General features: G+C 54.7%; 27 protein-coding genes. 21 read left to right on the top strand and 6 right to left on the bottom strand.

The annotated features are described in order from the left end of the window. The first annotated feature begins 1 nt into the window (after nucleotide 1). From E3E23_RS03340 to mobA, 13 genes are read left to right on the top strand one after another with little or no spacing between them, the layout of a single operon-like run. Nucleotides 2–1,753 (top strand): NADH-quinone oxidoreductase subunit C, encoded by a 1,752-nt coding sequence (locus E3E23_RS03340; RefSeq protein ID WP_167906294.1) that lies wholly within the window; start codon nucleotides 2–4, stop codon nucleotides 1,751–1,753. Further along, a complete protein-coding gene (locus tag E3E23_RS03335; protein ID WP_167906293.1) occupies nucleotides 1,753–2,370 on the top strand; it encodes an NADH-quinone oxidoreductase subunit I in 618 nt (205 codons plus the stop codon). The genes E3E23_RS03340 and E3E23_RS03335 overlap by 1 nt, the downstream gene beginning before the upstream one ends. Further along, on the top strand, nucleotides 2,367–3,167 hold the full coding sequence (locus tag E3E23_RS03330; RefSeq protein ID WP_167906292.1) for an NADH-quinone oxidoreductase subunit B family protein: 801 nt from the start codon (nucleotides 2,367–2,369) through the stop codon (nucleotides 3,165–3,167). Before E3E23_RS03335 ends, E3E23_RS03330 begins: the two co-directional genes overlap by 4 nt. After that, on the top strand, nucleotides 3,157–3,423 hold the full coding sequence (locus E3E23_RS03325) for a hypothetical protein (RefSeq protein WP_167906291.1): 267 nt from the start codon (nucleotides 3,157–3,159) through the stop codon (nucleotides 3,421–3,423). Before E3E23_RS03330 ends, E3E23_RS03325 begins: the two co-directional genes overlap by 11 nt. 4 nt (nucleotides 3,424–3,427) lie before the next feature. After that, a complete protein-coding gene (locus E3E23_RS03320) occupies nucleotides 3,428–3,712 on the top strand; it encodes a monovalent cation/H+ antiporter complex subunit F (protein WP_012571230.1) in 285 nt (94 codons plus the stop codon). After that, a complete protein-coding gene (gene mnhG, locus E3E23_RS03315; RefSeq protein ID WP_167906290.1) occupies nucleotides 3,709–4,065 on the top strand; it encodes a monovalent cation/H(+) antiporter subunit G in 357 nt (118 codons plus the stop codon). Before E3E23_RS03320 ends, mnhG begins: the two co-directional genes overlap by 4 nt. Beyond that, nucleotides 4,058–4,312 carry a hydrogenase subunit MbhD domain-containing protein gene (locus E3E23_RS03310; protein ID WP_167730531.1) on the top strand — a complete coding sequence of 85 codons (255 nt, stop codon included), beginning with the start codon at nucleotides 4,058–4,060 and terminating at the stop codon, nucleotides 4,310–4,312. Before mnhG ends, E3E23_RS03310 begins: the two co-directional genes overlap by 8 nt. Then, on the top strand, nucleotides 4,313–5,086 hold the full coding sequence (locus E3E23_RS03305) for an MnhB domain-containing protein (RefSeq protein WP_167906289.1): 774 nt from the start codon (nucleotides 4,313–4,315) through the stop codon (nucleotides 5,084–5,086). Beyond that, nucleotides 5,083–5,475: a sodium:proton antiporter gene (locus E3E23_RS03300; protein ID WP_167900179.1), complete on the top strand. Its 393-nt coding sequence runs from the start codon at nucleotides 5,083–5,085 to the stop codon at nucleotides 5,473–5,475. The genes E3E23_RS03305 and E3E23_RS03300 overlap by 4 nt, the downstream gene beginning before the upstream one ends. After that, complete coding sequence (locus E3E23_RS03295) at nucleotides 5,472–5,957, top strand: Na+/H+ antiporter subunit E (protein ID WP_167906288.1); 486 nt, start codon at nucleotides 5,472–5,474, stop codon at nucleotides 5,955–5,957. Before E3E23_RS03300 ends, E3E23_RS03295 begins: the two co-directional genes overlap by 4 nt. A gap of 10 nt (nucleotides 5,958–5,967) precedes the next feature. After that, the gene (locus E3E23_RS03290) at nucleotides 5,968–7,533 is read left to right on the top strand and encodes a proton-conducting transporter membrane subunit (protein WP_167906286.1); all 1,566 of its coding nucleotides are present in this window, start codon (nucleotides 5,968–5,970) and stop codon (nucleotides 7,531–7,533) included. Nucleotides 7,534–7,558: 25 nt separating this feature from the next. Then, nucleotides 7,559–7,999 carry a nucleotidyltransferase gene (locus E3E23_RS03285; protein ID WP_167906277.1) on the top strand — a complete coding sequence of 147 codons (441 nt, stop codon included), beginning with the start codon at nucleotides 7,559–7,561 and terminating at the stop codon, nucleotides 7,997–7,999. Further along, entirely contained in the window at nucleotides 7,996–8,577 is a 582-nt protein-coding gene (gene mobA / locus E3E23_RS03280) for a molybdenum cofactor guanylyltransferase MobA (RefSeq protein WP_167906275.1), read from the top strand. The genes E3E23_RS03285 and mobA overlap by 4 nt, the downstream gene beginning before the upstream one ends. Before the next feature lie 217 nt (nucleotides 8,578–8,794). Here the strand turns inward: mobA and E3E23_RS03275 are convergent, their stop codons facing one another. From E3E23_RS03275 to hypA, 3 genes are read right to left on the bottom strand one after another with little or no spacing between them, the layout of a single operon-like run. Then, nucleotides 8,795–9,271 carry a hydrogenase 3 maturation endopeptidase HyCI gene (locus E3E23_RS03275; protein WP_167906274.1) on the bottom strand — a complete coding sequence of 159 codons (477 nt, stop codon included), beginning with the start codon at nucleotides 9,269–9,271 and terminating at the stop codon, nucleotides 8,795–8,797. A 27-nt stretch (nucleotides 9,272–9,298) separates the two neighbouring features. Further along, nucleotides 9,299–10,030, bottom strand: coding sequence for an Mrp/NBP35 family ATP-binding protein (locus E3E23_RS03270; RefSeq protein ID WP_167906272.1), 732 nt, complete (start codon nucleotides 10,028–10,030; stop codon nucleotides 9,299–9,301). Continuing rightward, nucleotides 10,027–10,446, bottom strand: coding sequence for a hydrogenase nickel incorporation protein HypA (gene hypA, locus E3E23_RS03265; protein WP_167906270.1), 420 nt, complete (start codon nucleotides 10,444–10,446; stop codon nucleotides 10,027–10,029). Before hypA ends, E3E23_RS03270 begins: the two co-directional genes overlap by 4 nt. 145 nt (nucleotides 10,447–10,591) lie before the next feature. Here hypA and E3E23_RS03260 point away from each other — a divergent pair, with 145 nt between their 5' ends. Next, nucleotides 10,592–11,479: a cation diffusion facilitator family transporter gene (locus tag E3E23_RS03260; protein WP_206205611.1), complete on the top strand. Its 888-nt coding sequence runs from the start codon at nucleotides 10,592–10,594 to the stop codon at nucleotides 11,477–11,479. Nucleotides 11,480–11,830: 351 nt separating this feature from the next. On the opposite strand, the gene tdt is transcribed toward E3E23_RS03260, so the two are convergent. Both tdt and E3E23_RS03250 read right to left on the bottom strand, forming a co-directional pair. Beyond that, nucleotides 11,831–12,835, bottom strand: a complete 1,005-nt coding sequence (gene tdt, locus E3E23_RS03255) for a tellurite-resistance/dicarboxylate transporter (protein ID WP_167906664.1) — start codon at nucleotides 12,833–12,835, stop codon at nucleotides 11,831–11,833. Nucleotides 12,836–12,894: 59 nt separating this feature from the next. Then, complete coding sequence (locus tag E3E23_RS03250; RefSeq protein ID WP_167906268.1) at nucleotides 12,895–13,269, bottom strand: NifB/NifX family molybdenum-iron cluster-binding protein; 375 nt, start codon at nucleotides 13,267–13,269, stop codon at nucleotides 12,895–12,897. 119 nt (nucleotides 13,270–13,388) lie between these two features. Between E3E23_RS03250 and E3E23_RS03245 the strand changes: the two genes are divergently transcribed. From E3E23_RS03245 to E3E23_RS03230, 4 genes are read left to right on the top strand one after another with little or no spacing between them, the layout of a single operon-like run. After that, nucleotides 13,389–14,090, top strand: a complete 702-nt coding sequence (locus E3E23_RS03245) for an FmdE family protein (protein WP_167906266.1) — start codon at nucleotides 13,389–13,391, stop codon at nucleotides 14,088–14,090. Nucleotide 14,091: 1 nt separating this feature from the next. Then, nucleotides 14,092–15,225, top strand: a complete 1,134-nt coding sequence (locus E3E23_RS03240; RefSeq protein ID WP_167906264.1) for an iron ABC transporter substrate-binding protein — start codon at nucleotides 14,092–14,094, stop codon at nucleotides 15,223–15,225. Nucleotides 15,226–15,230: 5 nt separating this feature from the next. After that, nucleotides 15,231–16,265 (top strand): iron ABC transporter permease, encoded by a 1,035-nt coding sequence (locus tag E3E23_RS03235; RefSeq protein WP_167906662.1) that lies wholly within the window; start codon nucleotides 15,231–15,233, stop codon nucleotides 16,263–16,265. Continuing rightward, a complete protein-coding gene (locus E3E23_RS03230; protein WP_167906262.1) occupies nucleotides 16,262–17,038 on the top strand; it encodes an ABC transporter ATP-binding protein in 777 nt (258 codons plus the stop codon). Before E3E23_RS03235 ends, E3E23_RS03230 begins: the two co-directional genes overlap by 4 nt. On the opposite strand, the gene E3E23_RS03225 is transcribed toward E3E23_RS03230, so the two are convergent. Continuing rightward, nucleotides 17,006–17,965 carry a tetratricopeptide repeat protein gene (locus tag E3E23_RS03225; RefSeq protein ID WP_167906260.1) on the bottom strand — a complete coding sequence of 320 codons (960 nt, stop codon included), beginning with the start codon at nucleotides 17,963–17,965 and terminating at the stop codon, nucleotides 17,006–17,008. The genes E3E23_RS03230 and E3E23_RS03225 overlap by 33 nt on opposite strands. An 89-nt stretch (nucleotides 17,966–18,054) precedes the next feature. Between E3E23_RS03225 and E3E23_RS03220 the strand changes: the two genes are divergently transcribed. From E3E23_RS03220 to E3E23_RS03210, 3 genes are read left to right on the top strand one after another with little or no spacing between them, the layout of a single operon-like run. Then, entirely contained in the window at nucleotides 18,055–18,984 is a 930-nt protein-coding gene (locus E3E23_RS03220; RefSeq protein WP_167906258.1) for a ribonuclease Z, read from the top strand. Nucleotides 18,985–18,986: 2 nt separating this feature from the next. Then, nucleotides 18,987–19,670: a TraB domain-containing protein gene (locus tag E3E23_RS03215; RefSeq protein ID WP_167906256.1), complete on the top strand. Its 684-nt coding sequence runs from the start codon at nucleotides 18,987–18,989 to the stop codon at nucleotides 19,668–19,670. Between the two features lie 10 nt (nucleotides 19,671–19,680). Beyond that, nucleotides 19,681–19,866 carry a hypothetical protein gene (locus E3E23_RS03210; protein WP_167905487.1) on the top strand — a complete coding sequence of 62 codons (186 nt, stop codon included), beginning with the start codon at nucleotides 19,681–19,683 and terminating at the stop codon, nucleotides 19,864–19,866. Nucleotides 19,867–19,909: the final 43 nt, after the last annotated feature.

The following is a 19,909-nucleotide window of genomic DNA, read 5'->3' as shown; positions in this document are numbered from 1 at the left end:
TATGGAGTGCAGCGTATGTGCAGGTGGATGCAGATCAGCTGAAGTTGAGGACGTCCTTGAGGATGGTCATCTAAAGGAATTCGTGGAGAAGTTTAGGAAGGCAATCTTCGAGTGCAAGAAGCTGACGAGGAACCAGTACCTGTTCGTCGTTGATAGGGAGGCACTTCCGGAGATGGTCCTCCACTGGCACAACCATCCCGAACTGAAAGAAACCCACTTCTCGATGGGAATAGGAACCGATGAGAGGAGCATCGCCGGAAAGTTCGCCTACGCTCCGGTGATAAACGTTGCCGTTGAGCCTGGAAACGGGGAGAGGAACTACTGGGTTATTCTGAAGGCCTACCTCGACGAGGACAACCCGGAGTTCCCCTCCATAGCTGCGGAGCTTCCAGCAGCCCTCTGGGCGGAGAGGGAAGTCTACGACCTGCTTGGCTTCAACCCCAAAGGCCACCCCGACCTGAGGAGGCTCGTCCTGCCGGAGGACTGGCCGGAAGGTGTCTACCCGCTCAGGAAGGACCATGACTACAAGGCCTCGCCGATGGACACGCCAAAGTGCTACTACAAGCCTGGGCCGCCCGACACGATGACGGTTCCGATTGGTCCGTACCACCTGGCGCTCGACGAGCCGGCACACTTCAGGATATTCGTCAAGGGGGAAACGGTAGTTGACGTTGACTACCGCGGCTTCTACTCCCACAGGGGAATCGAGAAGATAGGAGAGGGGAGGCTGACCTACAACCAGGTGCTCTTCATAGCCGAGAGGATCTGCGGAATCTGTGGCTTCCAGCACTCGACGAGCTACGCTCAGGCGGTTGAAAACATAGCCGGCGTTGAAATCCCCGAGAGGGCCATGTACATAAGGACGATAATGCTTGAGATAGAGAGGATTCACTCCCACATGCTCTGGGCTGGTGTTGCGGCTCACCTGACTGGCTTTGACACTGGCTTCATGCACGCCTGGCGCATCAGGGAGCCCGTCATGTGGCTCGCAGAGAGGCTCACAGGAAACAGGAAGACCTACGGAATCAACATCGTCGGAGGAGTTAGGAGGGACTTCCTCGACTACCGCAAGGAGATGATAATGGAGAAGATCAGGGAGCTCAGGAAGCAGGTCGAGGAGTTCATCGAGATAGCGACCGGTACGGCAACCTTCGTCAAGAGGGCCGAGGGGGTTGGAATTCTGCCGTACAAAGTTGCCAAGGCATATTCTGTTCTCGGCCCGAACGGCAGGGCCAGCGGAAGGAACATTGACGTTAGGAGAGACCAGCCCTTCGCGGCCTACAAGGATCTGGACTTCAAGGTGCCGGTTTACAAGGAGGGCGACGTCTTGGCGAGGTTCCTCATCAGGATGGACGAGGTGTTCGAGAGCATATGGATAATTGAGCAGGCCATCGACCAAATGCCCGGAGGAGACGTCTTCGTGCCGATAGGGGAACTTCCGGAGTATGAAGAGGCCCTTGGCTACAGTGAAGCTCCAAGGGGTGAGGTCGTCCATTACGTCATGACTGACAGAAAGAACAAGGTCTACCGCTGGAAGGTCAGGGCGCCGACTTACAACAACCTGCCCGCCGTTCCAGAGATGCTCAAGGGCTACAGCGTCGCCGATGCTCCGCTCATCATAGCGAGCATAGATCCGTGCTACTCCTGTACGGAGAGGGTCCAGATAGTGGACGTTGAGACCGGAAAGGCCCAGACCCTGAACGAGCAGCAGTTCAACATGCTCTCAATAAAGAAGGGCAAGGAGGTGGCCTGATGGCCCAGGCGATTTCGTTCACCGACAGGCTCAAGTTCTGGAAGCGGCCCGAGGAGGACGTTAAGAAGGCTCCCGTCACGACTCCTTATCCTTTTGTTGATATCGAAAAGCCGCCGGAGTACAGGGGCATACCCCACATAGACCCCAACCTCTGCATTGGCTGTGGCGCCTGTGTTAGGGCCTGTCCACCAGACGCGCTCACGATAGAGTGGGACTTCGAGAACGGGAGGAAGAGGATAGTCTTCAACGCCGCGCGCTGCATAAGGTGCCACCGCTGCGTCGAGGTTTGTCCAACCGGTGCGATGCAGGGCACAACGAGGTTCGAGATAGCGACGCCGAACAAGGAGGACCTCATCGAGGTTGTTGACCACAAGCTCTACAGATGCCCGCGCTGTGGGCGGTACGAGGAGTTCACCGAGAGGCAGATAGGGAAGATGTTCCAGATTCTGCCGAAGGAAGTCATTGACCAGCACGGCATAGCCGAGAGGGCTTTTCTCTGCAGGGAGTGCAGGATGGAGGAGAGCGCCAAGACCTTGGCGGTTCAAGGGCCCTATGCGGATAGCCTTCTCCTTTCCCTCTATCCGAGAGGCTCAAAGGTGACGGGTGAGAGGAGATGAGCGGGTTGAAGTCCGTTTGGGTCTTCCACGTTGACAGTGGGAGCTGCAACGGCTGCGACATAGAGATACTCGACGTGCTCACGCCCTACTACGACGCCGAGAGGCTCGGAATAAAGCTCGTGCCGAGTCCAAGACATGCCGATGCCCTCCTCGTTTCAGGCCCACTCACGAGGCAGACTTACTACGCTGTCAAAGCCGCCTACGAGGCGATGCCGCCGAAGCCGAGGATAGTTGTGGCCATAGGCACCTGCGCGTCCAGCGGGGGTATATTCTACAACGGTTACCCAATCTACAACCCGAACCCGGAGAGGGGAAGCGACAGGCTCAGGACGGGCGGAATAGAGGTTCTTTTGGCGGAGTACGGGAAAAAGCCCGACATGTACATACCAGGATGCCCACCGAGTCCGGAGGAGATACTCTATGGACTGGCCCAGCTCCTCGGCCTGAAGGAGAAGAAGATGAAGGGCGAGTACTACTATGCAGACGAGATTGAGTTCGTCCTGCCCGACAGGCCGATTGAGGAGAGGATTTACCTGACGCTCAGAGAATCCCTGAGGCGCGTCGTGGGATACTTTGACAGGGAGAAGGTTCTCGAGGACTTCATGGCCCTTGTGGAGAAGGCCCAGGAGAGCGAGAACCCGAGGGAGAGGCTCCACGAGCTGGTCATCGGCTACTTCCTGAGGGAGAAGGACTCCCGTGTGAAGTTCGCGATAAGGTTCCTCGAAAACGAGTACTGGAGGTTGAAGGATGCCTACGAAAAGAGGCACCTGGCACTTGTTAAAGCTAGTGTACGTTAATCCACCTTACGTCTCGAAGGCGATGGCGCATTTCGCCGGCGACATGGCCGTGTTAGAGGAAATAGGCACGCTGAAGGAGAAAACCATCGAGATAATCAAGGAGAGCCTCGGGGCAAAGGGAAACGAGATAGACCTGTCTATACGCGACCTGATACTGATACCAGTGGAAAGGCTGCCCGAAGACGATAGGAAGCTCCTCTTAAAGGTCGCCCAGGAGCTTGGGGCGGACGCCAAGCTCAAGATAGTGAGGAGGTGAGGGTATGAGCCTTGAGTCCCAGTTCTTCCTGCTGATGAAGTTTGTGATACCGGTTTATCTGCTGGCTTTCATCATCTATGCCGTCAGAGCCTTCAAGGGCCCAACGATAGCGGATATAATCCTCGCCGTTGACTGTCTCTCCTTCGATGTGGCAGCGTTCATGGCCATCCTTGCGGTTTACTTCAAGAGCGTTTACTTAGTGAGCGGGGCGATGATTCTGGCACTGTGGGGCTATCTGCTGGATATCTACATCGCCAAGCACCTGGTGAGCAAGGAGGTGGGAGCATGAGCGTTCTGTTCTACATAGGGGCGCTCCTGATAGTCATAGGCGCCCTCTGCGATTTCTTCGGAGCGTTGGGATTACTCCGCTTCCCGAACTTCTACGTTAGGCTGCACGCCGCGACCGTGGGCATCATCGGCGGTGCAGCGGTTCCGCTCTTCGGCGTTGCCCTGCTTGCTCTCGGTGCTGACTTTCTGCCCAACAGGTACGCCATAGCGGGAGCAAGCTTCATCACCGGGGTGATAGTGCTCCTTGCCTCACCCGCTGGAAGCCACGCTTTGGCCTACGCCGCCCACAGGGCCAAACTCGTGGAGTGGGAGCCCAAAGTGGACCATCTCGGGGAGGTGAGGGGGAGTGATTGAAGTTCACCTGCTCATCCTCAGCCTCGCCCTCATCCTGGGATTCATAGCCAGCTATCTAGCGGTGATGGAGAGGGATCTGCTTAAGGCAGTGGGCTTTTCCTCCGTCCAGGCCATAGCCTACGCCATAGCCTTCTACATCCTAATGGCGCCGGACATAGTTCTCGCCTACATAGCGATAGCCGTGGGAATATACTCTGCCCTGCTGATATTCGCCATCAGCAAGACCGAGAGGTACGAGGTGGTGTGAATGAGGGGCAAGGGCCTCATCACGGCGGTTATAATCCTGACCTTCGCCGCGCTCATGACTTACGCTGTTGTCTCCCTCCAGGTCTTCGGTGAGGGTACTGGAGTTAGACCCCTTGGCGAGTTTTACCTTAAAAACAGCTATTTCGGGGATTACTCTGCCAGGAGCCCTGAAGTTGTTACCTCAATCCTCTGGGACTATCGTGGCATTGACACGCTCTTCGAGACTGCAGTGTTCTTCCTCGCGATAATAGGCAGCCTTACGGTCTTCAGGCTCACCAGGGAGCAGGAGAAAGAGGTCAAGAAGGTTGAAAGCGCTCCAACCGAGCTGACGCCAATAGTGAAGGACGTTACTAAAGTCATCGTCGTCATGATTCTTGCCGTCTCGGCCTCGATTGCTCTGCACGGTCACTTAACGCCCGGAGGAGGCTTCCAGGGCGGTTCGGCATTGGCTGTGGCACCGCTTCTCATAATAGCGGCATACTCAAAATACACTCTGGAAGGCCACGGCATGGACAAAACCAGGGCTTTAATCCTTCGTTCCATCGGACTGCTTGGCATAGCTCTGGTTGCTCTGGTTCCGCTCCTCAGCGACGGCTTCATCATGCAGAACCAGCCAATATTCCCGGCTGAGATTGGAGGCCAGCTTATCGGTGGTTCCCTAATCTACTACAACTTCTTCGAGTTCCTGGCTGTTGGCGCTGGATTCACGGCGGTATTCCTCCTCCTGAGCATACCGGAGGAGAAGTTCAAGAAAATCCTGGGGGTGAAGAAATGAGCACTTCAGAGTTCCTGTGGGCTTACCTCTGGGTCGTCTTACTGCTCACGCTGGCGGTATCGCTGTACGGCATAATCGCTAGGCCGAACATGCTGAAGAAAATCATATCCCTCACGATACTCGGCGATGCCGTCAACGTCATGGTCGTTCTCATAGGCTACCGCCTCACCTATCCAATCGCCCCACCGATACTGCCATCGCTCTCAAAGGAAGCATTGGAAGGGTTCGTGAGCTCTGCCGTTGATCCACTTCCGCAGGCACTAGTGATTACCGCCGTCGTCATAGGAATGGCGGTGAACATGCTCCTCGCGGTGCTGGCGATACAGCTCTACCGCCTCTACGGCACGCTCGACGTGAGGGAGATAGCGAAGAGGGGTGGTGAGGAATGAGGGGGGTCATTCCAACGGCCCTGCTCGCGTTCATCACGTACATAATCTTCACTGGTTCAAGCAGTCCCTACGACCTGTTCACTGGAGCTGTTGTGGCAATAGGTGTGGGGCTGCTGATGGGGAAATACGTTGTTCAGAATGATGCCAAGGCCATAAATCCAGTGAGGTGGCTGTGGGGACTCGTGTACTTCCTCTGGTATATGCTCGTGGCAGAGACGAAGTCCCACATAGACGTCATAATCAGGATTATCACCGGCAACTACAATCCCGGAATAGTGAAGGTGCCTATTGGTGTCGAGACGAGCTACGCCAAGACCCTCGTGGCGAACTCGATAACCAACACCCCCGGAACGGTCGTGGTAGACATGGACGAGAACTACCTCTACGTGAACTGGATTGACGTGACGACTCTGGACCCTGAGAAGGCTAAGGGAGAAATCTCGGCGGACTTTGAGAGGTTCGCGAAGAGAATATTCGAGTGAGGTGAGAGGCATGGATGTGGTCGGACTGACACCAATCATTCCAGTACTGTTTGCCTTTGGCCTTCCCCTCACGTCGATTATTATCAAGGGCAACAGGAAGATAATCCAGGCGTATGCCCTCCTGGGAACGGGTTTAACTTTAATCAGTGCCTTTAAGCTCTTCCAGCTGGTCTACTCTTCGGATAAGCCCCTGATTTACACCTTTGGTAAGTGGGTGGCTCCAATAGGCATAATCTATGAGGTTGACAGGACCGGCGCTCTCATAGCCCTGGTTACTGCGGCGCTGATGTTCCTCATTGCGATTTACAGCTACCGCTACCTGGAGCACGAGGAGGGCTTAGAGTGGTACTACACGCTCTACCTCGGCCTTGAGGCTGGACTCCTGGGAGTTCTCCTCACTGGCGACGCCTTCAACCTCTTCGTCATGATAGAGGTCACCAGCATCGCAGCGTATGCCCTCGTGGCGTTCTACAGGGGAAGGAGGGATGCCGTGCACGCTGCCCTTAAGTACGCATTCATAGGTGCCATAGGAACCACCATGTACTTCCTCGCGCTTGGAATACTCTACGGCGCCTTCGGCACGGTTAATCTTGCCGATTTGACGGCAAAGGTTCACGGAATGGACTTCCCTCTAACTGGTGCTCCAGTTGGGGATATCGTGGTTGCCTCGGGTGTTGCCTTGGCCTTGGCAACCTGGGCGTTCTTGATTAAGTCCGCCATAGTCCCGAACCACTTCTGGCTTCCAGAAGCGCACCCAGCAGCGCCGAGTCCAATCTCGGCCGTACTCTCCGGACTGGTCGTCAACGTCGGTGTCTACTCACTCATCAGGTTCATCTACACCGTCTACGGCGGCGAACTCGCGCCGGGCTTGGCGAAAGTAGTTGGTACCCTTGGAACGGTGCTCATTGCCCTCGGTGCAATCTCGGCACTCTTCGGTGCCCTTATGATGAACGCCCAGAGAGACGTCAAGAAGCTCATCGCCTACTCCACGATAATGCACATGGGCTACCTGTTCATGGCCGTTGGCCTCGGCACCCAGCTTGGACTCCAGGCGGCACTTTTCCATATCATTAACCATGCCATCGCCAAGGCCCTCCTCTTCCTCGCCGCTGGGATGTTCATCCACGCCGCTGGCTCCAGGGACATCGGCGATTTGGCCGGCCTTGGCAGGCAGATGCCCGTCGCCACCTTCAGCCTGGCAATAGCAACGCTGAGCCTCGTGGGGATCCCACCGCTCAACGTCTTCTTCAGCAAGTTACTGCTCTTCGATGCACTGATGGAGAAGAGCCTTACCCTGGCAATGGTCATAGTTGTCAGCTCAGTTATTGCGCTCGTTGCTTACATGCGCGTCCTCTACAGGGTATGGCTCGGCAAGCCGTCCAGAGAAGTGGCAGTGGGAGAATCTAGGAGCATGGCATTCGTGGTGCTCCTGCTGGCGGCTGCGGTTGTTGTGATAGGCCTTGCCGCGCCGGTGATACTCCAGCACTACATCGAACCTGCCGCGGCCCAGACGATGGACTACAGGCTTTACATCCAGACTGCCCTAGAGTATGCGTCAAGATTAAAACTCCTCTAACCTCTCAATTTTTGGAGGTGTTGGAATGAGCATTGAGGCGGCAAAGCAGAGTCTTCTTCAGCGGATAAGGGAATTCTACGGCGATAACCTGCTCTCCGTGGTCTTCTACGGGGCACATCTGAAGGGAGGGCTTGATGAGATTGATGTGCTGGTTATAATCGATGAACCCTACGACCCGGTCAAGATCAACCGGGTGGCGGACTTTATAGAAAACATCAAGGAGCCCGTTGAGGAGGAGTACGGCCACTTCATAGCCTTTGAGCTCTACACGAGGGAAGAGGCGGAGAACTTCCACTCGTCCTTCCTCGACGTTGCCAAGGCCTATGAGATAGCTTACGACAGGGACAACTACTTCCAGAACCTGCTCAGAGAGATGCTAAATCCGAAGAAGACTATAGAGTACGTGAAGTACATAAGCACCATCGAGTACATCCCGGTGGAAAAGGAGCAAAGGGAGGAGAAATGATAGGAGCCGTTCTGGCGGGGGGACGGGGAAGGCGTTTCGGGGGTGATAAGCTGCTCTTCAGGATAGACGGAAAGCCCCTCATAGCTTATGCCATCGAGAGCCTAGAGGCCGCTAGGGAGATAGACGAAGTCGTGATAGTTGCCTCTCCAAAGAATGCGGGAAACATGGAAAAACTCGGCTACGAGGTCATCGTTGACGGGCTGATGGTCGGTCCCATAGGGGGCATCTACACTGCATTGAGCCTCGGTGATGCCTTCGTGGTAGCTGGGGACATGCCCCTAATAGTCACAGAATTCGTTGATTACATAATTAGTGAATTCAGGAAAAGTGGAAAAGCGGTCTGCGTTCCGCGCTGGAGCAACGGCTACCTAGAGCCACTGCATGCGACCTACTCGGCGGAGTTCAGAAAAATCCTCGAGGAGCAGATTACCAGCGGGGACTATATGATAAGGAAAGCCATAGAGAGGATCAACACCTGCTACCTGCCGATAGAGGAGCTCCCGGAGAGGTGGCGCGAGAGCTTTTTCAACGTGAACAGGAAGGAGGATTTGAGAAAGTTTCCTAAGCCCTCTTTCTAATCCACTATTTCTTGGCCTCTGGCAAATATGCTACGGTCGAGGCCAGAAGGGGGGAACGAGCCGAGAAGAATTCTGTCGAGGTGGCAAGTCGGGAACACAAAGTTAAGAGACCGTCTTTCAGCTTCTCCCCGTTGCTGGTCTCTTCCATGAAGTCGAGCAGGAAGAAAACGAAGGAAGCAACGGATGCGGGGATGAAAATAATCCTCAGGTCATTCCTTCATCCCTGTGAGTTGAGAATTTCGGCAATGGCCTCAGCGAGCAGCTCGGCTTTTTCCTTTATCACCTCGGTCGGCTCCTCGAAGAGGCCCATCAAGCGGGGCTGGCAGCCGATAAGGACGAACTCAGCATTTACCATCGTCTTCATGAACCGCGTTATGAACTTGAGGGGAAGCCCGTGGGTAGACACTGCCTCGCCCAAGGTTCCCTCAGGGTCGGCTACGACGAGCTCTCCATGCTTTCCGCCGAAGTCCACGGCATCAATGAAGACCACTAAGTCGGGCTTGAACTCCGCTATCCTGCCCGTGTAGTTCTCTGGCACTTCCCCGCAGTTGAGTACGAGGACGTTTTCTTTCTTGACGAGTTCCTTCAGCCTCTCTGCCACGAGAACGCCAAAGGCGTCGTCTCCCCTTATGTCGTTTCCTATGCCACAGATCACGATTCGTTTTGCGTTTTGGAAGAGCTTTTCAAGTTCCATCGTTTCACCCCAGAAGAAAATAGGAAATCAGAGCTTCTCTGCCACTTCCCTTATCTTTTCCGCGAACTTCGTCTTCAGGAGCTCCTCTGGTTTCCCTATCTTCTCCTCCAGGTCAGTGTAGAACGGAATCCCTGCTAAGTACGGGACGTCAAGCTTCTCCGCCAGCTCCTTCACGTCATTCTCATCGTTTAGTTTCATGTTCTCGATAACACCAACGACCTTGTGCTTCTCCTCCTTGAGGAGCTCTATCAGCTTCCTCACTACGTTGAGGGCCAGCTTTGACGGCGTTGCAACGACGATGAATTCTCCTCCCTTAAGGAACCTCAGCACGTCGAGGAACTGATCTCCCAGACCTGGAGGCATATCAATGATGAGGTAGTCCAGCTCATCCCAGCGCGTTATGGTGAGGAGCTCTATGAGAGCGTCGCTTACCTCCATTCCCCTCATGGGGGTTGGCTTATCCTCTGAGTAGTACACAATGCTCATGAACTTTATTCCGTGAACCGTCGGAGGAACGACGCCCCTGTCCTCCTCCGGGAACTCCTTCGGCTCGAAGCCGAGGACTACGTGGTCGCTCGCCCCGTGGAAGTCGAGGTCGAGGAGGCCAACTTTGTAGCCCTTCTCGGCAAGAACGAGGGCGAGAGTTGTCGCGGTTAGGGACTTTCCAACGCCACCCTTGCCGCTGACAACTGGGATTATCCGCTCCACCCTTTCGAGCCTCGCCTCTATGCCCTTGACGCGGGGGTCTATGGCTATCATGCCTCTCCCTCCTTCTCGATTTTTATCCCGCTTATGTAAACTCCCCTGCCCTGGATGACTTCGAAATCGTGGCTACCGCACTTCGGACACGCTAAAAAGGCGTGAACAACCTCTGGAATGAAGTGTATGTCCTCTTTTATGCGTTCGTCAAATCTGTCCCTGACTTCCTTGAGCTTCCACTCGTGGCCGCAGCTCCTGCACCTGAAGACTGCCTCTTCCTCGATGAACTCTATCTCGGCTCCTTCTCCTATGGTGCCCTTGAGGAGTTCCCTCATGGCAAACTCGACTATCTCGGCGTTGACATCCTGGAGCTCTCCGAGGACTACCTGGATTGCCAGAAGCTTTTTTGCGCCCTCCCTTTGGGCGTAGTCGAGGGCGGTCCTAACTATTCCATCAGCCAGAGCCCACTCGTGCATGGTATCACCGCTAACTTTCTGGGTAGTTCCCTTAAAAAGTGTTGAGTTTCCAACGTTATGTTTACGTTATCTTTCACTTGGAACTTCCCAATTTTGGCCTCAAAATGCTTTTAAGCCTCTCCCCCGACTGCTTCTGGGGAGGGGAATGGTACACGACCACTCCCACGAGGGCATGAAATCCAGGATTGTCTTCTCCATAGTTCTGAACTTCGTAATAACGCTCGCCGAGGTCATAGGAGGAATCCTCTCCGGGAGTTTAGCTCTCCTGAGCGACTCGCTCCACAACTTCAGCGACGCGATGAGTCTTTTAGCGAGCTACATAGCAATAAGAATCGGCGAACGCGAGAGGAACGAGAAGTACACCTTTGGCTACAAGAGGGCCGAGATACTCGTCGCCTTTGTCAACTCTGCCGTCCTCGTCGGCGTTGCCCTCTTCCTGCTCGTGGAGGCCTACAAGCGATTCAGGGATCCCAATCCTATAGACACCGGCCTCATGCTTGTGGTGGCGGTTATTGGACTTCTGGCGAACCTTCTCTCCGTTCTCCTCCTCCACGAGCACGCCCACGAGAGCATCAACGTCCGCTCCGCTTACCTTCATCTCGTGAGCGACACGCTGTCTTCGGTGGCAGTAGTGGCCGGCGGTCTGGCCATAAGATACTACGACCTCATCTGGATCGATCCCCTCGTTACCGTACTCATTTCCCTCTACATCCTCCGTGAGGGCTACGAGATACTGAAGGAAAGCGTCGAGGTTCTCATGGAGGCATCGCCTGAGCTCGACTTCCATGCCATCAAGGCGGAGATTGAGTCTATTCCCGGCGTGAAGAACGCCCACCACTTCCACGCGTGGCGCATAGGAGAGAGGGAGATACACTTTGAGTGCCACGTTGAGGTCAACGATATGCCCGTGAGCGAGGCCCAGAGGATAATCGACGAGATTGAGGAGCGCCTTAAAAGACACGGCATAACCCACGTAACGGTTCAACTCGAGGTGAACCGCTGCGGGGACGATGGGGTTATATGCAGGGGCTAACAGAGAAGTCCCTATTTATGCTCCTTCCTACACTTCTTGTTCTGGCTGTGCTTGGCTCTCTTTTTGAAGAGGTATGCAAAGCTTGCTATCCCGAGAACGGACTCGACTCAACTGTACCGTAAACAGCCCTGAGGAGCACGAACCTCAGATATTCTTCCTCACCCACGAAATCCCACCGCCGTGGTATGCCCAGAGGGAAAGGAATGTCAGAGGGTTAATCGATCGAGGGGAGGCGTGGAGCCGCTGAGCACTTCGGCGAAAAAGGGAGACAATAGGGAAAGCGTGAGTGCAACTTTGGTGTTCTCGTCCATGTATTTAAGGAGGGGCTGAAACACTTATACTTTATCCCTGTCACTCGGAGAGCACGTGCCCAAGGGTTCTGACCCCCGTTACAGTCCACATGGCCAGGAGGAGCCAGTAGATGGCGAAGCCGAAGTCCGTGATGGCGCCTATTCCAAAGGTCGTCCCCACGTTGTATGTGGCGCTCACGTAGGCACCAAGGGGGAATATGAAGGCCCACCAGGCTAAACTATAGGGCAGATTGAGCTTTCTGATGTAGTGGATGGTCAGCAAGACGGCCATGATGAACCACCAGACGCCGAAGCCCCAGAAGAGCAGTCCAAAGGTCAGAAAGGCTTCCTTGGCCGTTACGAAGTCCGAGGCTTTGATGAGGGCGTAGAGCGTTGAGGTTCCGGCGCCAATTGGACCGAGGTTTATCCATATCGACGGCGCTATGCCGCAGGGCATGGGCTCGTGGGTTATAAGTCTGTACATGACTATCGCAAACAGGGCTAGATACAGGAAGAAGCCCGAGCCCCAAGCAAAGTAGTTGATAAAGGTCATTAGCTCTCTAGCAGCCCCGCTGGTCAGAGTCATAAGCTTTGCCCCGCTTATCGGGATTACTATCAGCCCCACCGGCGGAATGAACCAGGCCGGTGTTATGGCCTCTGTATCAACTCCGTCGCCCGTGAAGACCATGTAGGGAATCAGCAGGGCAAAGAACACCGTTAGTGGAGTCCCAGCAAGCCAAAAGAGCCACGCTACCTTCGTGTTCCCGAAGACAGTCAGGTAATCGGCCGAGAGCACGAGCATCGCTATTGCTATCGTCCCGTAGAAGTTGCAGAGGATGGGATGGTGTAAATCCGCAAGCGCGTTCTCGCGGTATTTAACCCAGCGGAGAACCCATGGGACGAGCAGGACGAGGAAGAGCCCGGTGTTCAGATAAACGAGTAACTCTGCGAAGCTCCCCAGGGCTGAAAGCTTTGAGGAGTACGCTTTGCTCACCAAAGCTAACGCTCCGGTGCCCATAACACTGGCGAACCAGCTTGGAGCAAAATCCTTCACGTTCAGCTTCACACATATCACCAAAACAAATGAAAAAAATTTCATATAAAAACCTTGCCAAAACAGAAGGTTCAGAACTCGTGTCTTCCAAAGTCTCCTTTGCTTCTCCAGTCGGGGTCGGCCTTCAGCGTGCCCTTGGCGAGCCCTTCGAGAACATCTCTAACTTTTCCGCTCACACCAGTGATTACCTGAACCCCCATGGCGTTGAAGTATGCGATGGCCCGTCTACCCATGCCGTAAGCGAGAACCATCTCTCCCCCGTGTTGTTTGATGAACTCTGGCAGGTCTCCAGGGCTGTGCTCCTCGAAGGGCACCTGAACGACCTCAGAGCCCTTGATCTCTCCATCCTCAAGATCAACGAAGACGAAGTATCTGGCCTTTCCGAAATGCTCGCAGACCTCGCTTTCGAGGCCGCTATCGTCCTTGATGGGTACAGCTATCCTCATACTATCACCGTTCATGTATGAATAGTTCTTCATTAAAAACCTGCCGCAACCAAAGGTTGATAACACCAAGATTCAAAAAGGATTAAAAATGTGTTACTGTATTGGAGCTCGGTGATACCATGCTCGCGCTCAACCGCCTCGTGGAGGAGCGCAACGCGGAGGGAATCCTCGAAATCGCAAGGGAATTTCACGGTCACGTCTGCCCCTATTTGGCCCTTGGAATAAGGGCATCGTTGATAGCCATGGAAGAGCTCGGCGTTGGCAGGCTTGACTACTCCAGCAGTGTCGATGAGTCCGTCTTGGCCATAGTCGAGGTCAACAGCTGCTTCACAGATGGCGTTCAGGTTACAACGGGCTGCACCCTCGGGAACAACTCCCTGGTATACCTCGACCTCGGCAAAACGGCCCTAACACTGGTCAAGCGCTCCACATGGGAGGGAGTCAGGGTTTACGCAGACGCCGAAAGGCTGAGGAAGTACTACCCCCCAGAGGCGACCGAGCTCTTTAACAAGGTTGTCAAGGAGCGGAGGGGGACTGAGGAGGAAAGGGAGCGCCTTTGGGAGCTGTGGGAGGAGATGGCAAAAACCATGCTCCACCTCCCGAGGGAGGAGTTCAAAATCGAGCGCGTTAAGGTTCCGCCTGTTGAGCAGGCCCCCATCTTCGAGAGCGTTCGCTGCTCCCGCTGCGGGGAACTGGTTATGGCGACGAGGGTGGTCTACATTAACGACGAGCCCTTCTGCCTCCGCTGTGCTGGTGAGAGATACCACGCGCTCATAGGTAGGGGTATAGTGGAAGCCAACGACTATATGAGGGGGTGCTGAGATGAGGAGGGTTCTTGCTTTTCTCTTGATACTGCTCCTCGTTCCAATAAGCGGGTGTATAGGCAACACAAGCCAAAGCCCGACTCAGAGCTCAACTCAAACTCCGGCGTATGTAACGGTCACTGACATGCTCGGAAGGGAAGTCAAAGTTCCAGAAAAAGTTGAAAGCATCGTCGCCGCTGGGCCGGGTGCACTCAGGCTCATCGTCTATCTCAACGCGAGCGACATGGTGGTGGGCGTGGAGGACTTCGAGAAGCGCTATAACTACGGCAGGCCCTACATAATCGCCCATCCCGAGCTCAAGGAGCTGCCCACCATAGGGCCGGGTGGCCCAGGAAAGCTTCCCGATTTGGAAGCACTGGTTAAGCTCAAGCCTGACGTGATATTCATCACCTACGTCGATGCCAAGACCGCCGACGATATTCAGGAGAAGACCGGCATTCCAGTCGTTGTCCTCAGCTATGGCCAATTAGCTACCTTCGAGGACGAGGAGCTCTTCAGGTCTCTCGAGCTTGCTGGAAAGATACTCGGAAAGGAGGAGCGCGCCAAGGAGGTCATCAACTTCATCAAGGGCATTCAGGACGACCTCACGAAGCGCACTGAGAACGTTGAAAGCCCGGCTGTTTACGTTGGGGGAATAGGCTACAAGGGAGCCCACGGCATAGAGAGCACCGAGGCTGATTATCCGCCCTTCGTGGTTCTCCACGCAAAGAACGTTGCCGATGAGCTCGGCGAGGGTCACAAGTTCATCGACAAGGAGAAGCTCCTGGAGTGGAACCCCGACTACATCTTCATCGACGAAGGTGGCTTAAAGCTCGTTCTTGACGACTACAGCAAGGACCCAGACTTCTACAACTCGCTCAAGGCCGTTAAGGAGGGCAACGTTTACGGAATCCTTCCGTACAACTTCTACACTACCAACATCGGAACCGCTTTAGCGGATGCCTACTTCATCGGCACGGTTCTCTATCCGGACCGCTTTGAAGACATAGACCCCGCCGAGAAGGCCGACGAGATATACACCTTCCTCGTCGGAAAGCCCGTCTATAAGGAGATGGCCGAGCAGTTCGGCGGCTTTGGAAAGATCGACCTCGCCAACGGAACCGTTAAGTACTCACTGCCTACTTCACCGTGATGGCCATGGACTACGAGGGCTACGTTGCCAGGAGGTGGCTCATAGGCTTCTCCCTTCTTTTCCTTCTCATCCTGGTTAGTCTCTACTCTCTGGCAAACGGAGCCTACAGCCTCTCAGTCCGGGAGGTCATCGATGCCCTTCTCGGTAACGGGAGCGAGAGCTCTAAGCTCGTCATCTGGAACATCCGCCTGCCGAGGATTGTCGCGGCACTTCTCGTGGGGGCTTCCCTTGCCATAGCCGGAGCGGTCATGCAGGGCTTCCTCAGGAACCCTCTAGCCACTCCGTTCACGATGGGCGTTTCTCACGGGGCGATGTTCGGCGCCTCTCTGGCGATACTCCTCGGTGCTGGCTATGCGGAAAGCTCGGGCAGGATTTCACTCAACAACCCTTACGCGGTGGTTATCTTCGCCTTTCTCGGGGCGATAAGTGCTACCGCGGTTATCCTTGCCCTAGCCAAACTCAAAGGCCTCAGTCCTGAGGCCATAATTCTCGCCGGAGTGGCCATGAGCTCCCTCTTTGTGGCCCTAACGACACTCGTCCAGTACTTCGCCGACGAGCTGCAGCTGGCTGCAATGGTCTACTGGAGCTTCGGCGACCTTGGCAGGGCGACGTGGAGGGAAGATGGAATAATGTTTGCCATCTTCCTTCCCGTTTTTGCCTACTTCGTGCTCAAGAGGTGGGACCTGAGTGCTTCGGCCATGGGAGACGATGTCGCCAAATCGGTCGGGGTTGAGGTCGAGAGGGTCAGGCTCATCTCGACGTTTTTGGCTGCGCTGATAACGGCAGTCAGTGTGGCCTTCGTTGGAGTAATAGGCTTCGTCGGCTTAATAGCTCCCCATGCCATCAGGCTCATCGTTGGGGGTGATTATCGCTTTCTCATCCCGCTGTCTGCTTTAACCGGCGCTCTGCTCCTCCTCGCGGCGGATACAGTCGCGAGGCTGGCTTTCTCACCGATGATCCTGCCCGTTGGCGTTGTAACCTCCTTCCTCGGTGCGCCGACATTCATATACCTCCTCATAAGGATGGAGGGGCGGCGATGAAGGCAGTAAAAGTCAGAAACCTGCGCTTCACCTACAATGGCTCCGAGGTGCTGAGGGGAATAGACCTTGAGGTCGAGGAGGGCGAGTTCATAGCAATCCTCGGGCCGAACGGCGCCGGAAAGAGCACGCTCCTGAGATGCATCGCGGGAATCCTTCACTGTGAGGGAATTGAGGTTCTGGAAAGGCCTCTTAGCAGCTACTCGAGGAACGAGCTGGCCAAGGTTCTGGCCTACGTCCCCCAGAGGAGTGAGCCCGGCTTCATGACGGTCTTCGACACGGTTCTCCTCGGCAGGAGGCCCTACATGGGGTTGAGGCCTTCGAAAAGGGACATTGAGATTGTAATGAAAACCCTCAAAAAGCTCGGTATATCTCACCTCGCCCTCAAGCCTACCAACAGGCTCAGCGGCGGTGAGCTCCAGAAGGTTAGTATAGCGAGAGCGTTAGCTCAGGAGCCGAGAATCCTCATGATGGACGAGCCCACCAACAACCTCGACCTGAAGAGCCAGCTTGAGGTCATGGAGATAGCCAGGGATTTCGCGCTCTCGGGAGGAACTTCGATAGTGGTCATGCACGACGTCAACTTGGCCCTGCGCTTCGCCGAGAGGTTTGTTTTCATGAAGGATGGAGAAATAGTCGCTGATGGCGGGAGGAAAATCCTCAAGCCAGAGCTCTTCGAAGAGGTCTACGGCGTAAAAGTTGAGGTGGAAGAAATAAGGGGAATCCCAGTGGTCGTTCCCCTCTCACATCTCGGCCTCTCCGAGGAATTCAAGTAAGTCAAGCAGCTTTCTGTCTTTGACTTTCTCGATGACTTTTCTGGCCTCTTCCATGTCAACCCTGCCATCCTTGTAGAGGGCTATGGCCTTAACACCTTCGAAGAACTCCTTGAGCTCTGGCAGAGCGTTGGCGAACATGTCCATGTGGAGATAAACCGTTTCGAAGTCGTCCTCGAGCATCAGCTGCCAGATGACGTCGATGAGCGCGTCGAATGCCACGTCGTAGTACTCCGTACCCTTTGCCCTCATCAGGGCGTAGAGGCACTCCTGCAGGGCGGCATCGTAGTTCTCGTCGTCCTCGAATATCTCCTCGTAGGAGAGGTGTATCTCAGCCAGGAGTTTATCGTTGCCCATAGCTTTGGGGATGACTCCAGCGAGCATGGCCTTGGCCTTGTAAGGCTCACCCATCTCGAAGGTTACGTATGCCTTGTAGACCGCTATGTGCAGCACCTCTTCCTCCTTTCCGAGCTCTCTGTAAATCTCCTCGGCCTTCTCCATGAGTTCGAGGGCCTTTTCGTACTCCTGGATCTCCTCGTGGATGAGCGCCATGTTGTAGTAAATCTTCGCTATGTTCTCCTTGTTGCCCTTCTCGGTCTCTTCCTCCAGGAGAGCCCTGTAGAGGTCGAGGCTCTTCTCAAACTCGCCGAGGAGGTAGTAGAGATCAGCAAGCTGGAATTTGGCTTCGAAGGTGTCCTCCTCCTCGGCCATCTTCTCGAACTCGCTTATCTTATCCACACCGAGCAGCTCGTGGAAGTAGTAAACGATGAGCTTGTAGAGTTCGGGGTCCTTACACTCAAGGGCGAGCTTTTCAGCTTTTTCAAGAATCTCCATGAGCTCCTCATCGCTCAGCCCGTCCACCTTGTAGTAGAGGAGGCTCGCCACTTTTTTGCAGTCCTTCTCCTCAATTGCCTTCAGAATTTCCTCCATCTAGATACACCTCAAAAATTAGTTCGCCTAGACATATTTAACGGTTTGGCCACTGCTAACTTTTTAACCCCTCCCACCGAGATGAAACCATGCTTGAAGTGATCTTCCTGGGTACCGGCGGGATAATGCCCACCCTCGAGAGGAACGTTCCAACCATAGCGCTCCGCTATAAGGGTGAGATAATACTCTTCGATGTTGGAGAAGGCACGATGAGACAGATGAACACCGCAAAGCTCAGCCCGATGAAGGTTGAAAAGATATTCATCACCCACTTTCACGGTGACCACTACCTCGGCCTGGCCGCACTGATACAGACCATGAACCTCTGGGGCAGGGAAAAGCCCCTCCATATCTACGGGCCAAAGTACACCTTCCAGTTTGTCCAGAACTTCCTGAACAGCGGCTTCTTCAGGCCCGGCTTTGATATACACGTCCACGAGCTCGGCGAGACCAGACTGAAGTTCGGGGACTACGAAATCTGGAGCTTTAAGGTTGAGCATGGCGTTCCTGCCCTCGGCTACGTTTTCAAGGAGAAAGACCGGAGGGGCAAATTTCTGCCGGAGAAGCTCGCAGAATACGGCCTGAGCGAGGGGCCGATTCTGGGAAAGCTTGAGCGGGAGGGTAAAATCGAGTGGAACGGAAGGATAATCCACCTCGAAGACGTTACTGGGCCGCGGAGGAAGGGGGTTAAAGTCGTTTACACAGGTGACACGGAGCCATGCGAGAGGGTGCGGCTCTTCTCTGAAAACGCCGACCTGCTCATCCATGAGGCGACTTACCTAACTTCGGACGACAGGGGCGAGAGCTACCACTCGACCGTCGAAGAAGCCTGTCAGACGGCCAAAAAGGCCAAGGTTAAGCTTTTGGCGTTGTTCCACAGGGCCTTCCGCTATACTTATGACGAATACGTGGCAAAGGCGAGGGAATTGTGCGATGTCCCCTTTGTGGTCCCTAGGGACTTCGACGTTCTGACCTTCAAATCTGGGCGCTGGGAGATGAGAAACCTTCGGGAGGATTGACAATGAGCTACCTGCGCTACGTCAAGCTTATCGGAACCATGCACGTCTCCCCAAAGAGTAGAGAGGAGGTAATAAGGACCATTCTCTCTGAGAAACCTCATGCAGTTGCGATAGAACTCGACAGGACGCGCTTTTTGGCCATGAGCCAGAACCGTAAAGTTAGCCTCGAGGATGCCCTCCGCTACGGAAAGAGGGGGCTTATAAACTACGTTCTGGCTAAGGTCGAGGAGAAACTCGGAGAAGAGTTCGGGATGAAGCCCGGAGAGGAAATGAAGGCCGCGATAAGCGCCGCCCAAACCCTCGGCGTCCCGTTATACCTCATCGATGAGGACATCAACGTCACACTCGCCAAGATAGCCGCCGCACCATCGCGCGAGAAGCTCCTGATGGCGCTTGAGAGCCTCAGCATATTTCTGCCCTTAAATCTCGGAGAAAGCTCTGATCCAATGGCAGACTACAGGGTGATGATGCTCCAATTCAAGCGTCGCTACCCCTACCTCTATCACGTCCTCGTGGAGGAGCGCAACGAGATAATGGCTCGCAATCTAATCTCGATCGTGGATTCCCTGAGAACCCGGGGCGTTAAGAAGCCGAAGGTTATTGCGGTTGTGGGCCTTGGCCATAAACCGGGCATCGAGCACATACTAGACAGGGAGAGGGGAAAGTTTTTACCCACAACTGGGTAATAGGCAATTGGTGATCCACGTGGAACACAGGCAGCTTAAGTGCCCCCTCTGTGGGGGGACCGACTTCCGAGTTGAGGAGGGAAAGCTCGACAGCAAGTGGGGTTTAACTGCCCACAAGGTTAAGATAGTAATCTGCAGGAACTGTGGCTACGTGATGATGTTCTACAAGGGCAGGACCATTTGGGACTTTGACTGATTTCGTTACTTTTATATTGGGAAGTGAGGAGGATTTCTGGGGA

Source organism: Thermococcus sp. CX2 (assembly GCF_012027555.1).
Taxonomy (GTDB): Archaea; Methanobacteriota_B; Thermococci; order Thermococcales; family Thermococcaceae; genus Thermococcus.
The sequence above is the reverse complement of the archived record's forward strand: the minus strand, read 5'-3'. Positions and strand labels throughout refer to the sequence as shown.